Raw genomic sequence first — 14818 nt, 5'->3', positions numbered from 1 at the left:
ATCCCCTTGTTCGACATCCCCGTTGTTTGACATCCCCGGGACCCCTCCACCATGCTTGTATTAATTCATTAATGGAAGCATGCTTGAACCTGGAAGGTGACGTGGTCGAGTACCGGATCGACCGGGGCAGTGGCGTACCCGCCTACGTGCAGATCGTCGAGCAGACCGAACGGGCGCTCCGGATGGGCACGTTGCAGATCGGGGACAAGCTGCCCACGGCCAGGGAAGTGGTGGCGGCGACCGCCATCAACCCCAACACCGTGCTCCGCGCCTACCGCGACATGGAGCAGGCCGGCCTGGTCGAACTGCGCCGCGGGCTGGGGACGTTCGTGACGCGGTCGCTCGCCCGGCCCGGCGCGGAGGACGACTCCCCGCTGCGCGCCGACCTCGCCGAGTGGACGGCACGCGCACGGACGGCCGGCCTCGAACGGGCCGACATCCTCGCGCTGGTCACAGCCGCCCTGGACAGCTACGACAACCACACAGAGGAGGACGCATGACCGGGCCTGACGCCCCGGCCGCCGCACTGCGCGCCACGGGACTCGGATTCCGGTACCGGGCACGGGGCGGCTGGGCCCTGCGGGACTGCGAGTTCACGGTGCCCGGCGGCCGGGTCACCGCCATCGTCGGACGCAACGGGGCCGGCAAGAGCACCCTGCTGCACCTGGCCGGCGGCCTGCTGCGGGCCCGCAGCGGGGAACTGCGCGTGCTGGGCGCCCTACCGGGCACGCCCGAGGCCCGCGCCCGGGTCGCCCTGCTCACCCAGGACAAGCCGCTCTACCCCCGCTTCACCGTGGCGGACACCCTGTTGCTGGGCGAGAAGCTGAACTCCTCGTGGGACCGGGCGACCGCCGAGCGGACCGTCGACGAGGGCGACATAGCGCACACCGCCCGGGTCGGCGAGCTGTCCCCCGGCCAACGCACCCGCGTCGCCCTCGCCCTGGCCCTCGGCAAACGGCCCGACCTGCTGCTGCTCGACGAGCCGATGGCCGACCTCGACCCCGTGGCCCGCGGCGAGATCATGGCGGCGCTGATGACCGACGCCGCCGAACGCGGCACGAGCATCGTGCTGTCCTCGCACGTCCTGCCGGAGCTGGAGCAGACCTGCGACTGGGTGCTGCTGCTGCGCGACGGCCGGGTCGAGCTGAGCGAGGACGCCGAAGCGCTGCGCGAGAGCCACGCCCTGCTGACCGGCCACGCCGACCGGGCCGACGCCCTGGCCGGGCAGCACGACGTCGTGCACAGCCGGGTCAGCGGCAGACAGCTGACCGCCCTGGTCCGCCGGCGCGGTCCGGTGCGCGGCGACTGGCACGTCGAGCGGCCCAGCCTGGAGGCCATCCTGATCGGCCACCTCCAGACCCCGGCCGCCGAGTCCTCCGACGCCTCCGCCGAGCCGACGGAGGTGGCCGCGTGAAGGGCTCCCTCTGGCTCGCCTGGCGGCAGCAGCGACTGCTGGTCGGCGTCGGCGCGGCCGTCCTCGTCGCCGCCGCCGCGATCGCCGCGTACTACCGCTCCGGCATGCTGGACGCGCTGCACAGCGGACTGTTCGACCACTGCGACCCCGGTCCGCTGTCCTGCACGCAGGGCGACACCGGCCCGCTCCTGCTGCTGGACGTCGAGCCGCTCCAGTACCTCGGCACGCTGAACCTCGTCCTGCCCGTCCTGATCGGCGTCTTCTGGGGCGCCCCGCTGCTGGGCCGCGACCGGGAACTGGGCACCCACCGCATGGTCCTCGCGCAGGGCGTGAGCCGCGGCCAGTGGTTCGCGTCCCGGTTCGCCCTCGCCGCGGCGGCCACGACGGCCGTCTCCGGCGTGCTCGCGGGGGTCTTCGCGTGGTGGTGGCGACCGGCCGCCGACCGGAGCTACGGCCTGTTCTGGTACGAGAACGCGGCCCTGAGCGGCTCGGGCCCGCGGGTCGTCGCGGCCGCCCTGTTCGGCCTGGCGGCCGGCACGCTGCTGGGTCTGCTGGCCCGCCGCGTCCTGTCCGCGATGGGCCTGGCCCTGCTGGTGACCGGGGCGACGACACTCCTGCTGGAGTGGGCGCACCGGACCCGACTGCTGGTCCCGCCGCACCGCTACGTCAGCGCCGGCGGCGTCCCCAAGGAGCCCATGGGCGACAAGTGGTCGACCGGCCACTACGGCCTGATCACCGCCTCCGGCCGCCGTGACGACGTACTGAGCTGCCCCTACCCGTCAGGCGCCGAGCTCGAGGCCTGCATGGCCCGGCACGGGTATGTGGCCCGCTTCTACGAGGCCAACCCGGTCGGCGACTACTGGGCCTTCCAGTGGACCGACACCGCCGTCCTCGGCGGGCTCGCCGTCCTGCTCACGGTCGCCACCGTGCTGGTCCTGCGCCGCCGCGTCTGACCTACTTCCCTCACTTCCTTCATTCCCTTCATCCGGGGTCCCCCCATGTCCGGGGTCCCGCTCTGCACGGAGGTCGATTCGTCATGCCTTCAGACGCCAAGTCGCCGAAGAAGCTGCGCAACAACCGCGCCGCCCTCACCCACAAGATCGGGTACGCGCTGCGCAACCCCGGCCGCGTCTCCCCGTATCTGCGCCGGGCCGGACGGGACGCCTGGCTGCGGCTGAGGCACCCCGACCACGTCGGCTACTACCGGGCCGTGATGGCCTCGGACACCCGCCGCAACCCCGAGGCCGCGGTCGGCAGCCAGACCCATGACCGCTGGCTGGCGCTCGGGCAGATGCAGTTCGAGTACCTCATGGAGCACGGGCTGCGCCCCGAGCACCGCATGCTCGACATCGGCTGCGGCAACCTGCGCGGCGGCTGGCGCTTCATCAGCCACCTCGACGCCGGCAACTACTACGGCATCGACATCTCGCCCGACATCCTGATCGCCGCCAAGAAGACGCTCACCGAGCGCGGGCTCCAGGACAAGCTGCCGCACCTCACCATCAGCGGCGACCTCACCCTGGACTTCCTGCCCGACGACCACTTCGACGTCATCCACGCGCACAGCGTCTTCTCCCACTCGCCGCTGGACGTCATCGACGAGTGCCTCGCGCACGTCGGCCGGGTGCTGACCGAGACCGGGTTCTTCGACTTCACCTTCGACCGCACCGAGGGCGCCGAACACCAGGTGCTGCGCGAGGACTTCTACTACCGCACCGAGACCCTGCTGGCCCTGGCGGCCGAGCACGGCCTGTACGCGCGCTTCATGGAGGACTGGGAGGAGCGCCCGCACGGCCAGTCGAAGATACGGGTCAGCCGCTCGCCGCTGCCCGCCACCGTCTGAGCAGGCCGTCCCCCATGGCACCCACGGCACCCACGATGACGTCCACCACGGTGTCCACCGGCATCCGGCCCCGGCCGCCCGTGCCACCGCGCGTCGCACGACGGCCGGGGCCGGGTCCGGGCCGGGCGGTCACGGCGGCCGTGCCCGCGGGCCTCGTGCTCGTCCTGGGCCTGTGGGGGATCACCCGGCAGGACAGCATGTGGCGCGACGAGGCCGCCACCTGGCAGGTCGCCCACCGCAGCCTGCCCGAGATCTGGCGGATGCTCGGCACCGTGGACGTCGTCCACGGCCTGTACTACGCGGTCATGCACCTGCTGTTCGAGGTCTTCGGCGACAGCCTGCTGACGCTGCGGGCGCCCTCCGTCGTCGCGATGGCCGCGGCGGCCGCCCTCACCGCCGACCTCGGCGCCCGGCTCGCGGGCCGCTGGAGCGGGCTCGGGGCCGGTCTCGCCGTCGCCCTGCTGCCCTTGTGCCAGGTGTTCGCGCAGGAAGGCCGCCCGTACGCGATGGTCACCGCGACTGTCGCGTACGCGACCTGGCTGCTGGTGGCCGCGATGCGCCGCCCGCGCGCCCGGACCTGGAGCGGATACGCGGTCGCCGTCCTGCTCGGGGCGCTGCTGAACTGGTTCTCGCTGCTCGCGCTCGCCGCCCACGCCGTCACGGTCGCCGTCGCCCGGCCGCACCGCGCGGTCCGGGCGGGCTGGCTGCTCGCCGCGGGCGCCGCCGTGCTCGGCGCGCTGCCCCTGATCCTGGCCAGCCGGGGCCAGTCCCGGCAGGTGTCCTGGATACCGCCCGTCTCCCCCGGGACGCTGGCCGTCGTCGTGGCCGGGGTGCTGGCGGCCGGCGGCTGCGCGCTCCTGCGCGGCGCGCGCGAACCCGCCCGTGCGCACCTGGTCCCGGCGGGGCGGCTGAGCCCGGCCGCGGTCGCCGTCCCGCTGTGCGTCCTCCCGCAGGTGACGCTCCTCGTGGTCTCGCTCACCGTGCAGCCCCTCTACGTCGGCCGTTATGTGCTGTTCTCCCACCTCGGCCTGGCCCTTCTCCTCGGGGTGGCGTCGGCCACGCTCGCCGGACGCGTGTCCGTCCGTCTCCGCCTCCGCCCGGCGGTCGCGCTCACGCTCGTGACCGCGCTCGCGTTCCTCGCCCTGCTCCCCGTCGAGCTGGACGTCCGCGCCGCCGACAGTCGCGTCGACGACGTGCTGACCGCGGCCGATGTGGTGGCGGCGGTGCGCGGACAGGGCGGCGCGGTCGTCTTCATCCCCTCCGCCCGGCGCGACACCGCCACGGTCACCCCGGGCGCCTTCCACGGACTGCGTGACATCGCCCTCGTCCACAGCCCGGCCGCCGCCGGCACCCTGCACGGCGTCGAGGCGGATCCGGCGGCCATCGCCCGCGCCCTGCTGCGGGAGAAACGTGTCATCGTCGTCGGCGACGCGGTGCGGCGACCCGCCCGCAACGCCCGCGACCGCGCGAAACAACGTGTCCTGCGCGAACACTTCACCGAGCGCTCCACGACGGTCCGCCGCGGACGCAGCGTCACCGTCTACGAACGGGTGCGGTAGCGGGCGGTGCGCCGGGGTTCCGTACCAGGTCAGCGGTGCCGTCCGGGCGGCCGGCGACCTGCGGATCGGCCCTCTCGCCGTGCCGGACACGGCCCGCGGCGGTGATCGTTCGTCCGAGCCGGTGCCGAACAGTGATGCGGACGGCCGCAGCGAACGGCCCCAAGCGGGCGCATACTGGTGGCAATGACAAAGCCAGCTGCACCGAAGCGTTATTTGCCTTCCAGCCCGTTCAAGGCACCGGTCGCGCCGCCGCCCAAGCACTTCGAGGTCGGTGACCAGGTCACACACGACATGTACGGCCTCGGCCGGGTCATCGGTATCGAGGAGGGGATCGCGGCGCTCGTGGATTTCGGTTCGGCGCAACAGCGGATCCTGAGTCCTTACTCGAAGATGAGCAAGCTGTAGGACCGCTGTGCCCGGTCACGGCACGCCAGGCGCCCTCACGGCCCTGTAACGATAGGGAGACCTCTCATCGAATCGACCTCGCTGTTCTCCGCCCCGGAGGGTGCGATCCGCTCCGCCACGGCAGCGTCGCCCCCTCCGACGACGAACCCCTTCCAGGCCCCGGACTTCGGAGAGATCGAGACCGAGTCCTTCCTTTCGGACTTGGACGAGGATCAGCTCAGGGCAAGCTAGCGCGACCAGCGACGTCCCCCGTCCGCCGCTTCCGTCCCCATCTCGATCACGTTCATCCCCGTACGAGCCCGTTCACCGCCGTACAGCCACCGCCCGGCGTACGGCGGTGATCGGTGTGACCCCTCAGGCTTCCTGCGCGGGCAGTCGGCCGGCGCTCACCGCGTCGAGGAGCGCCTGGTGGTCACGCTCGTTCTGGTCGGCGTACAGCTCGGCGAACGTCACCAGCGCCCGGTCGAAGGAGTCGCCGCCGCCGAGATAGGCGGCGATGGCGATCCGGTCGCCGGAGCGCGCATGGGCCCGGGCCAGCGTCGCGCCGCAGAGCTCGCCGAAGGTGCGCATGCCCCGCGGCACCATGTCCTCGGCCTCGGCGACGCCCTTCCAGTCGCGCAGCTGGCGCACATAGAAGTCGCGCCGTCGGCCGTCGATGCCCTCGACCCGCTCCCAGCCCAGGAAGATGTCGCTGGTCGCCTGCATCAGCCGCTGTCCGGAGACGACCCGCTCGCCCTGCGTCCGGTACTCGGAGGCGCCGACGTGGGGGGCCAGCACCGACTCGTCGGCCTCCTTGGCCTGGAGGAACAGCGGATCCTCGTCGTCCCGGCCGAGCAGCAGCACGATCCAGCAGCGGGTGCCCACGCTGCCGACCCCGACGACCTTGCGCGCCATGTCGGCGACCCGGTACTGGTCCAGCAGGAACCGCCGGTCCGACTGCACGGTCCGGCCGTAGCGTTCGAGCAGCCCGCGCAACGGCTGCTCCACCTCGCGGTACCCGGTGCCCGGCAGCAGGTCGCGGATCGGGACGATGAGCGGCGGGTCGGGGGCGATCTTGCGCTCACCGTCCACGACCCGGGTGAGCTTGTCGAACGCCTGGAGCGTGTCGTGCGAACGCGCCTTGGTCGCGGCCTTCGACCAGCGGTCACGGCCCCGCGCGGACAGGTCGGCACCGAACCGGTCACGCACCCAGTCCACGTCGAACCGGGTGTACCAGACCTCCAGGTTGCCGCTGCCGGCGAAGGTGCGCATGTGCTCGCGGTAGGACCGCACGGTCGCCAGGACGATCGTCCTGCGCTCCTTGGTGCTGAAGCCGTTCAGCCGGCCCGCGATGACCAGGCTGGCGGCCAGCCGCTTGACGTCCCACTCCCAGGGGCCCGGCAGCGTCTCGTCGAAGTCGTTGATGTCGAACATCAGCCGCCGCTCGGGAGACGCCAGCAGCCGGAAGTTCAGCATGTGGGCGTCGCCGCAGAGCTGGGTCCTGAACCCCGACCTCGGAGTGTCCGCGAGGTCCGACGCCATGATGGCGGCGGCCCCCCGGTAGAACCGGAACGGCGACTCGGACATCCTCCCGTAGCGAATCGGCACGAGGTCGGGCAGCCGCGTGGCCGACTGCTTCTCGATGATCTCCAGCGCGTCGGGCCGCTTCGGCCCGGGTGCGAACTCTGCGTGACTGGACCGGGGCACCGCGCTGCGCGCGGCCTTGCCGAGAGAGGCCCGCTCCTGCGGGGTGCGGTTGCGTATCTCGTGCCCGTCCGGGTGACGGCTCTGGGTCATGACGGCGGCTCCGGGAAGCTCATTGAACACCCGATTTGCTCATCAAATACTCAATTCAGCCTAGCCTCGGGGCGGGTTTCGAGCGAGCTCAGAACTTCCTCTCCTCCCCCTGTAAGAAATCACGGCTCCCGACCATTTCCAGGTGAGAGAGCCGAGACGAGGAGACGGTGCGTGACCGAAGTCCAACGCTTCCGTGACCTGTACGAGGAGTGCCAGCCCCGGGTGCTCGCCTATGTGTCGAGCCTGGTGGGCCGTCAGGTCGGGGAGGACATCGCCAGCGAGACCTTCACGGTCGCCTGGCGGCGGATGCGGGACATACCGTCGCCGCCGCTGCCGTGGCTGCTGGGCGTGGCCCGCAATCTGACCCATGAACTGCGGCGCCGCGACGGCAGACAGTACGCGGCGGCCGTCGAGGAGGCCCAGCGCATCATCACCTCGGGCGGCCAGGTCGACGACGTCGCCGCCGATGTGACCGAACGGGCGGCGGCGCTGCAGGCGCTGGCCGGGCTGTCGGCCGCCGACCGCGAGGTGCTGACGCTGGTCGCCTGGAACGGGCTCGCCCCGAGACAGGCCGCACGCGTCCTCGGCTGTTCCACCGCCACCTTCCAGGTGCGGCTGCACCGGGCGAGACGGCGGCTGGAACGAGCCGTCGACGAGGTCGCGGCCGGGCTCTCTCGTGACTCCCGCCCCAAGGTGACTGCGACTGTGAATGTGAAGGAGCACTGACATGGCACGCAAGCGGCCCGATGTCATGAAGACACTGGCCCAGGCGCGGCCCGCGGAGTTCGATCCGGCCCGGCTGGCCGGTTCCGAGCGCGCCCGGGACGACCTGATCGGCATCCTGGCGAGCACCCAGGACGAGCCCGAGACCCGAAGGGCGGTCCGCCCGGTCCGGCCCGTGCGCCCGTTCAGCTGGAGCTGGGCGCTGCCCGCCGCGGCGACCGCGGTGGTCGCGGCCGTGGTCGTCGGCACCCTGGCCGACAGCGGCGCGGGCACCGGCGTGGACGTCGGCGGCTCCCGGGCGAGTGCCGGGGCCTCGACGGACGGCACCGGATCCGGGCAGACCCCGGCGAACGGCCGCCTCGCGCTGCTGAACGTCGCCGCCCAGCTGGACCGCACGGCGCAGGACGGCACGTACTGGCAGCTGACCACGCGCTCGGCCTGGATCGGCGTGATCGCCGAGCCCGCGTCCGGCTTCTCCGTCGTCTCCACCGAGACGCAGGAGTGGTCCTACGGCGTGAAGTCCGGCGCCGAGAGCCTGTGGGTGTCGGGGATCGACGACTCCACCCAGCCCCGCACCGCACGCGACAGGCAGCGCTGGCAGGCGGCCGGTTCGCCGAAGGAGCTGACCCTCGCCGGCGGCGGCGTCTCGGGCGGCAGGCTCGGGCTGCGCATCGAGTCGGCGTCCGAGAGCCGGCCGACGACGACCCGGATCAACGACGGCGACGAGATCGCCGCGCTCGGCGCCGACAACGTCACCTACGCCGACCTGCAGAAGCTCCCCGGCGACAGCACGAAGCTGAAGGCCTACCTCGCCGACCTATACAAGGAGGACGGCGGCAGCGAGATCTCCGACCGCACCGAATGGATGTGGCAGCAGGCGGCCGGACTGATCGGGCTGCCGGTCAAGGCCGAGGTCAGGGCCGCCGCGTACCGCGTGATCGCGGACCTGCCCGGCATCCGGTCGCTCGGCGAGGTGACCGACCCGCTGGGCCGCAAGGGCGTCGGCTTCGCCCTGCCCGCCATCGACACGCCCGACTACGGGGCCGTGCGGTCCGAGCTGATCGTCGACCCGGACACCGGCGCCCTGCTCTCCGAGCAGCAGACGGTGACCGAGCCGAACGCCGCGGCCGCCGAGGCGGGCGTCACCGCGGGAACGCTGGTGAACTACACCGCCACGGAAAAGGCGGAGTGGAGCGACCGACAGCTGGAGACCCGCAAGTAGTCCGGTTCACGCAGACCGGGCCCGCGTAGACCGGGCTCACGCGCCGCGTCGCAGTGCACGCGCGCACCAGCCGATGACCGTGGCGTTGACCAGCGCCCCGACGACCACGGTGACGACGAACATCGCGTAGTGGTCCCCGAACGGCAGCAGGAGAAGGCTGACCGGGGCGGTGGCGAGCAGCGGGACGACCCCCGCCATGGACTCGCCCGAGTCGTCGACGACGGCCACCACGAACGCCCACCCGAGCAGGACGGCGCAGATCGCCAGATAGCCGAGGGCGAAGACGCTGCCGAGGACATGGCGCAGACGGGTCACGGGACAGGCTCCTTGATCGCGGTCTCAGTGGTGGTCGGTGATGGTCAGTGGTGGGTCGGATCAGAGGTGGGTCGGATCAGAGGTGGGCGCCCGGCGGGTTCGGGCGGGCGAGGCCCAGGTCGTAGGCGAGGATCGTGGCCTGCACCCGGTCGCGCAGCCCGAGTTTGCGCAGCAGCGCGTTCACATGGGACTTCACCGTGCCGACGGTGATGCCCAACTCCGCCGCGATCTCCGCGTTGTTGAGTCCGGTGGCGAGCAGTTCGAGGACGCCTCGCTGGCTGCCGGTCAGGCTGTCCAGCTCGCGGGGGTTGCTGCCGTCCCCGGTGTCGGCGACCGCCGTCCCCGACGCGTAGTGGCCGATGAGCCGGCGCGTCGCGGACGGCGCGAGCACGCTCTCGCCGGCGGCCACCACCCGGATGCCGTCCAGCAGTTCGGCGGGGCGGACGTCCTTGAGCAGGAAACCCGAGGCCCCGGCGCGCAGCGCGTCGAAGACATACACGTCGAGGTCGAAGGTGGTCAGCACCAGCACCCGGGGCGCGTTCTCCCGGCCGGTGATGATCCGGGTGGCGGCGATGCCGTCCAGTTCGGGCATCCGGACGTCCATGAGAACGACGTCCGGGGCCAGTTCGGCGGCCAGCCGCACCGCTTCCGCGCCGTCGCCGGCCTCGCCGACGACCGTCATGTCGTCCTCGGCGTCGATCACGGCGGCGAACCCCGCTCGCACGATGCCCTGGTCGTCGACGACCAGCACTCTGAGGCTCATGGCTGCCGCTCCTTCTTGTTCTCGTCGACCGGCGTGAGCGGAGCGAGCGGCAGCCGGAGGCTGACCGTGCCCTGCGGACCGGTGGTCAGGATGCCGCCGAGCGCCTCGACCCGCGCCGCCAGCCGCTCCTGTACGGCGGGACCGGCGGCGCGGGGCACTCCGGTGGCCGTGAGCGTCAACGTACTCGCGTCCGCGTCGAGTTCGAGCATCGCGGGCTCCTCGCCGCCGGCCGCGAGGATCGTCTCGGCGGCATGGTAGGCGGCCAGGTCCACCTCGGTGGGCAGTCGGCTCGGCACCCGGTCGGTCAGCCGTATCTCGACTTCGCGGCCGGTGGCCCGGAGCTGGTGGGCGAGCAGGTCGAGGGCCTGGAGGGTGGGCTGTGGCCGCAGTTCGGGGCCCGTGCCGCCCTTGCCCTCCTCCTCCCGGACCGCGTCGAGCAGGGCGCGCATCGCGGCGAGGGCCTCGCGGGCCCGTTCGGCGGTCTCGTCGAGCCGGCCCGCCTCCGCCTCCGTGACCATGTCGGCGGTGCGCGCCAGCACGGTCGTCTCCAGCCCGGCGGCGATACGACGGCGCTCGGCCCACGCGTCCCGGACGGCCTCCTCGGTCCAGCCGGCGAGACGTTCCTCCCGCGTGCCCCGTGCGGCCCGTTCGCGCCGCCCCCGCAGGACACCGCCCCACTGCGCCGCAGCCGCCGCCAGCCCCGCCCCGGCCGTCGCCGCACCGGCCACCGCCCAGAGGGGGACCGTCGTCCCCCGGTCCAGGACCGCGGCGGTCGCGGCCACCGCGTGCACGGCCGCCGCCAGGACGGGGAGCGCCGGCGTCGGCCTGCGCGCTGCCGTCGAGGCGAGCATCGCGCAGGTGGCGAGCATGCTCAGGGCGGGCGGCAGGGCGACCGGGCCGGTGTAGTCGCCCGCGGCCATCGCGACCGGCCAGAGCAGCGGCAGCCCGAGCAGGACGGTGTGCGCGGCGCGGGGCGCGCGGCGCAGCCACAGCAGCGCGACGGCCTGGGCCGCGGCCAGCAGCGCGAAGAGCACGCCCGCGGAGACCTGGGAGCCCGTCGACGCGCCGGCCGAGGTGGGCTCCGCCCGGATGACCAGCGCCGGGAGCAGCGGCTGAAGGACGAGGCCGAGGGCGGCCGTCAGCTGTGCCGGGCGGTAGCCGCGCGGCACGGTCCGCCGCACCTCGGCGGAGGTCCGGCCGGGCAGTTCCGCGCGCACCTGCCAACCGCCGTCCGCGGTGGGTCCGCTGGTCAGGGTGCCGCCCGCCTCCCGGGCCCGGGACCGCAGGAAGCCGGTTCCGCGTCCGCCGCCGAGGCCCGCGGCGTGCGCCGTCGCACCGGTCGGCGGGGCCGCGCTGGTGACCACGACCTCGGTGTGGCTGTCGCCGTACCGGCAGAGCACGCTCGTCGGCGCGCCCGGTGCGTGCCGGGCCACGTTGGTGAGCGCCTCGCGCACGATGCCGTACGCCGCGTCCGCGACGGCGCCGTCCGGCAGCGCGTCGATCTCGCACTCCACCCGCTGGTCCAGCCGCCGGAACCCCGCGACGAGGTCCAGCAACCGCTCCTGCGGCGAGGGCAGTTCCTCCCGTGAGGGCGTCGGAGCCCGTACCGCGCCGAGCGCCCGCGTCACCTCCCGCCCGGTCCCGACGGCGAACTCCAGGGCCTCCGCGGCGAGTTCGGGACGGCGCTCACGCAACCCGAGCGCGGCGCCCGCCGTGACCACCACGGCCGTCAGATGATGGGCGCTGACATCGTGCAACTCCCGTTCCATCCGGCGGCGTTCGGCCGCCGGAAGCCGGTGCCGCTCGGCCTCGGCCCGCTTCAGCAGCCGCTCGGCCGCGCGTCGGGCGCGCCTGGTGCGCCGGACGAGGAAGCCGGCGCCGCACGCGGCCGCGTACAGCAGGGCGGTCAGGACGAGGTCGAGGCCGTTGCGGTCGCTGAGTCCGTGCAGGGTGATGCCCTGCAGGAGTTGCCAGCCGGCGAGGGCCACGACGCACAGCACGGCGGTGAAGGGGTCGCGTTCGGTCGCCACGGTGAACAGCGCCAGCGCCACCCCGGCGGTCCCCAGCACCGCCACCGCCCCCACGGGCAGCGGCCCCGCGCCCAGCGCGCAGGCGGCGGCCACCACGACGACGGTCGTCACCGGGCGGGTCCGGCGCAGCGCGAGCGCGGCCGTCACCGGCCCGGCGACCAGGAGGGCCACGAGCAGCGCGGACGCGGCGGGGACGTCCCCGCGCACCAGCGCCGCCCCCGGCCACACCACGGCCTGGACGCAGATCAGCAGGACCGGGAGCAGCCGGTCGTCGGTTCGATTCATGGCTGATCCAGGCTAGGGCCGCAGGTGAGCGGCCCGATTCCCGCTGGAGGCTGATTCGCCTCTCTTACTTTGGTTGCAGACGCTCCACCTGTGGTGAGAGGCCGTGATCGTCCCTCAGCGCGAGGACTGCGCGGGGCCCCCGACCCTAGGCTCGTTCACATCAACTCGACCCAGTTCAGGGGGAATTCCCATGTCCAAGCGCATTGTCGTCTCCTCGCTCGTCGGCGCCGTCGTCCTCGGCGGAGTGGTCGCGGGCGGCCTCGCGATGGCCTCGGCGGCCACGAAGCTCACCGTGGAGAACGGCTCGGCCCGCTACGTCGCGCCGTCCGCCGGGGCCGCCGGTTCGCTCACCTTCACCGTGGACGTCAGCGACGACTCGGGCGTCCGTGACCTCAAGGTCGTGGCGTGGCCCGCGAGTTCGAAGCTCGACCCGACCGCGGCGGAGCTGCGGGACGCCGAGAGCGCCGAGTGCCGGAGCACCTCGGACGAGTCGTCCCGCTGCACCTACACCCTGAAGGTCACGCAGCAGGACGCCGCCGAGCCGGCCCAGGGCGCCTGGCATGTCTCGGCCCTGGCCACGGCCACGGACGGGGACACGCTGTTCGTGCCCCGCGCGGCCGCCTTCGACGTCGCCGGGTGACGTCAGCCGCTGACGTGAGCGGCTGACGTCCACCGCGGTCGTCAGCCGGCCTGTGACGGCGTCTGCTTGATGCCGTCGACGATGGCCCGGGTGATGACGGCGCTGGTGAAGGTGACCGTGCCGGGCTTGATCAGGACGCCTTCTTCCGTATAGCCCTTGACCTGGACCGAGCGGCCGCCGAGGAACACATGGGTCTTCTCGTTGAAGATCCACTCCTCGCGCTGCCCGCTCGTCTCGTCCAGCCGGGCCACCGCCACGCCGTGCCGGCCGATCGCGTCCACCGCGTCGTTCACGATCACCACACCGGGGATCTTCGCGGCGGTCTTGAACAGCGCCGAGTACAGCTCCGCCGGCGGATAGCTCTCGTTCAGCAGGTCGCCGATGGTGCTGAACGCCTGCTGGTCGGGGGTGTTGCCCTGCCCCTTCGTCTCCTTGTAGATCTTGGCGAGGAGTGCGTCGGGGTCGGTGGGCAGCTTGGTCAGGTAGTCGTAGGACGGCGCGCCCAGGTGCGCGGTGGGGGTGTTGCCCAGCTCGTCGGGGAGGCTCAGGGTCTCGCCCTCGGAGCTGTCGTTGACGGCGGGATCGATCAGCCAGCCCTGGGTGCCGTCCGCGGAGTCCCAGATCTGACGGCGGTGCAGCTCGTGGCTGGCCAGGGACGACTTGTCGTCGACCGTCCGCACGAAGGTGTCGGCCGTCTTCGACTCGATGTAGACGAACTGGCCGGGCTCGAGGTCCGGGTGGGGCGCCTCGGCCGCCGCGAGCGCGATCTGGTCGAGCAGCTGCGGCACTCCCTTGGTGGTCGGGGTGCCGAGGGTCGTGGTCAGGGCGGGCCCGGTGGCGAGACCGCCGTCCCTGACCCCGGAGCCGCCGTTGGTCACCACTCCGGCGACGACCGCCGCGGCCACGGCGGCGGCCATCGCGGGCAGTGCGATCGCCAGGCGCGGCATCCGGAACCGCCGGACCTTGGCGGGGGCCGGGGTCTCTTCTGCCTGCCGCATGTCGTGGATCTGGGCCATCAGACGCTCCTTGTGGAACTGGTGACGGCCCGTAGGCAGGTCACGTGCCGTCGCGGCGAAGAGCTCTGCGGCGTCGTCCGTGTTCGCGTTCATCGGTTTCCTCCCTGCGCGGGCCGGACCACGTTTGTGTGATCGCCTCTTGTCTGTCGGGCCGGACGCCCGCCTTCCCGAATTCCGCCAACTCTTTTGAATTCTCTGCCGGATTCCCGGCGGGCCTCATGGCCGGACTCACGGCCGGACTCTCGGGTGGGCTCGTCCCCGGCGAGCGCGCGCAGCTTCTTGCGTGCCCGGGAGAGACGGGAGGCGACGGTGCCGACCGGGATCCCGAGCGCTTCGGCCGCGGCCTCGTAGTCGAGCCCCTCCCCCAGGCAGAGCGCGACGACCTCGCGCTCCGGTCTGCGCAGGGTGGCGAGGGCGGTGAGAGCCTTCGCGAGGCGCTGCCGGTCGTCGATCCGGTCGGCGACCTCGTCGGCGTGGTCGGGCACGGCCGACTCGGCGGCCGCGGCGGCGCCGGCCGCGGCCCGGTAGCGCCGGTTGCTCCGGAACTGGTTGCGCGCGGTGTTGGTGGCGATGCCCAGCAGCCAGGGCCGCAGCGAGCCGCCCTCGGGCTCCACCCGGTCACGCAGCCGCCACGCCTCCATGAAGGTCGCGGCCATCACGTCCTCGGCCGTCGACCAGTCCGCCGTCAGCCGGAAGGCGTGGTTGTAGACCGCGCGGGAGTAGCTGTCGAACAGCTCCGCGAACGCGCCCGACTCCCCGGCCCGTACCCGGGTACGCATATGTGTGCTCACCTCCATGAGCTGTCCGGCACCCCACCCCGCCTTCCC

At 72.9% G+C, this 14818-nt stretch carries 15 protein-coding genes; 9 read left to right on the top strand and 6 right to left on the bottom strand.

The genetic code is table 11. The annotated features are described in order from the left end of the window. The first annotated feature begins 89 nt into the window (after positions 1-89). The 6 genes from ABZ725_RS11180 (at position 90) to ABZ725_RS11155 (ending at position 5221) form a co-directional block, all read left to right on the top strand. A complete protein-coding gene (locus tag ABZ725_RS11180; RefSeq protein WP_358802755.1) occupies positions 90-500 on the top strand; it encodes a GntR family transcriptional regulator in 411 nt (136 codons plus the stop codon). Continuing rightward, complete coding sequence (locus tag ABZ725_RS11175; protein ID WP_358802418.1) at positions 497-1414, top strand: ABC transporter ATP-binding protein; 918 nt, start codon at positions 497-499, stop codon at positions 1412-1414. Before ABZ725_RS11180 ends, ABZ725_RS11175 begins: the two co-directional genes overlap by 4 nt. Then, positions 1411-2367 carry a transporter gene (locus tag ABZ725_RS11170; protein WP_358802417.1) on the top strand — a complete coding sequence of 319 codons (957 nt, stop codon included), beginning with the start codon at positions 1411-1413 and terminating at the stop codon, positions 2365-2367. Before ABZ725_RS11175 ends, ABZ725_RS11170 begins: the two co-directional genes overlap by 4 nt. A gap of 83 nt (positions 2368-2450) precedes the next feature. Continuing rightward, a complete protein-coding gene (locus tag ABZ725_RS11165) occupies positions 2451-3257 on the top strand; it encodes a class I SAM-dependent methyltransferase (protein ID WP_358802416.1) in 807 nt (268 codons plus the stop codon). A 14-nt stretch (positions 3258-3271) separates the two neighbouring features. Further along, positions 3272-4816, top strand: a complete 1545-nt coding sequence (locus tag ABZ725_RS11160) for a glycosyltransferase family 39 protein (protein ID WP_358802415.1) — start codon at positions 3272-3274, stop codon at positions 4814-4816. Positions 4817-4999: 183 nt separating this feature from the next. Then, positions 5000-5221 carry a CarD family transcriptional regulator gene (locus ABZ725_RS11155; RefSeq protein ID WP_351906099.1) on the top strand — a complete coding sequence of 74 codons (222 nt, stop codon included), beginning with the start codon at positions 5000-5002 and terminating at the stop codon, positions 5219-5221. Between the two features lie 354 nt (positions 5222-5575). On the opposite strand, the gene ABZ725_RS11150 is transcribed toward ABZ725_RS11155, so the two are convergent. Beyond that, positions 5576-6997, bottom strand: a complete 1422-nt coding sequence (locus tag ABZ725_RS11150; protein WP_358802414.1) for a DUF2252 domain-containing protein — start codon at positions 6995-6997, stop codon at positions 5576-5578. Positions 6998-7168: 171 nt separating this feature from the next. Here ABZ725_RS11150 and ABZ725_RS11145 point away from each other — a divergent pair, with 171 nt between their 5' ends. Beyond that, positions 7169-7723 carry an RNA polymerase sigma factor gene (locus ABZ725_RS11145; protein WP_358802413.1) on the top strand — a complete coding sequence of 185 codons (555 nt, stop codon included), beginning with the start codon at positions 7169-7171 and terminating at the stop codon, positions 7721-7723. A 1-nt stretch (position 7724) separates the two neighbouring features. Further along, positions 7725-8942, top strand: coding sequence for a CU044_5270 family protein (locus tag ABZ725_RS11140; RefSeq protein ID WP_358802412.1), 1218 nt, complete (start codon positions 7725-7727; stop codon positions 8940-8942). 36 nt (positions 8943-8978) lie between these two features. On the opposite strand, the gene ABZ725_RS11135 is transcribed toward ABZ725_RS11140, so the two are convergent. The 3 genes from ABZ725_RS11135 to ABZ725_RS11125 form a co-directional block, all read right to left on the bottom strand. Beyond that, positions 8979-9257, bottom strand: a complete 279-nt coding sequence (locus tag ABZ725_RS11135; protein ID WP_358802411.1) for a hypothetical protein — start codon at positions 9255-9257, stop codon at positions 8979-8981. 76 nt (positions 9258-9333) lie between these two features. Continuing rightward, positions 9334-10020 carry a response regulator transcription factor gene (locus ABZ725_RS11130; RefSeq protein ID WP_358802410.1) on the bottom strand — a complete coding sequence of 229 codons (687 nt, stop codon included), beginning with the start codon at positions 10018-10020 and terminating at the stop codon, positions 9334-9336. Then, a complete protein-coding gene (locus ABZ725_RS11125) occupies positions 10017-12335 on the bottom strand; it encodes a histidine kinase (protein WP_358802409.1) in 2319 nt (772 codons plus the stop codon). Before ABZ725_RS11125 ends, ABZ725_RS11130 begins: the two co-directional genes overlap by 4 nt. Positions 12336-12525: 190 nt before the next feature. On the opposite strand from ABZ725_RS11125, the gene ABZ725_RS11120 reads away from it, so the two are divergent. Further along, positions 12526-12975: a DUF5707 domain-containing protein gene (locus tag ABZ725_RS11120; protein WP_358802408.1), complete on the top strand. Its 450-nt coding sequence runs from the start codon at positions 12526-12528 to the stop codon at positions 12973-12975. A gap of 41 nt (positions 12976-13016) precedes the next feature. Here ABZ725_RS11120 and ABZ725_RS11115 read toward each other — a convergent pair whose 3' ends face one another. Together ABZ725_RS11115 and ABZ725_RS11110 are read right to left on the bottom strand one after the other, a co-directional pair. Continuing rightward, on the bottom strand, positions 13017-14084 hold the full coding sequence (locus ABZ725_RS11115) for a CU044_5270 family protein (protein WP_358802407.1): 1068 nt from the start codon (positions 14082-14084) through the stop codon (positions 13017-13019). Further along, a complete protein-coding gene (locus ABZ725_RS11110; RefSeq protein WP_358802406.1) occupies positions 14081-14770 on the bottom strand; it encodes a sigma-70 family RNA polymerase sigma factor in 690 nt (229 codons plus the stop codon). The genes ABZ725_RS11115 and ABZ725_RS11110 overlap by 4 nt, the downstream gene beginning before the upstream one ends. Between the last annotated feature and the right edge of the window lie 48 nt (positions 14771-14818).

Origin of the sequence: Streptomyces sp. NPDC006872 (genome assembly GCF_040635845.1) — a bacterium.
Classification (GTDB): domain Bacteria; phylum Actinomycetota; class Actinomycetes; order Streptomycetales; family Streptomycetaceae; genus Streptomyces.
The sequence above is the reverse complement of the archived record's forward strand: the minus strand, read 5'-3'. Positions and strand labels throughout refer to the sequence as shown.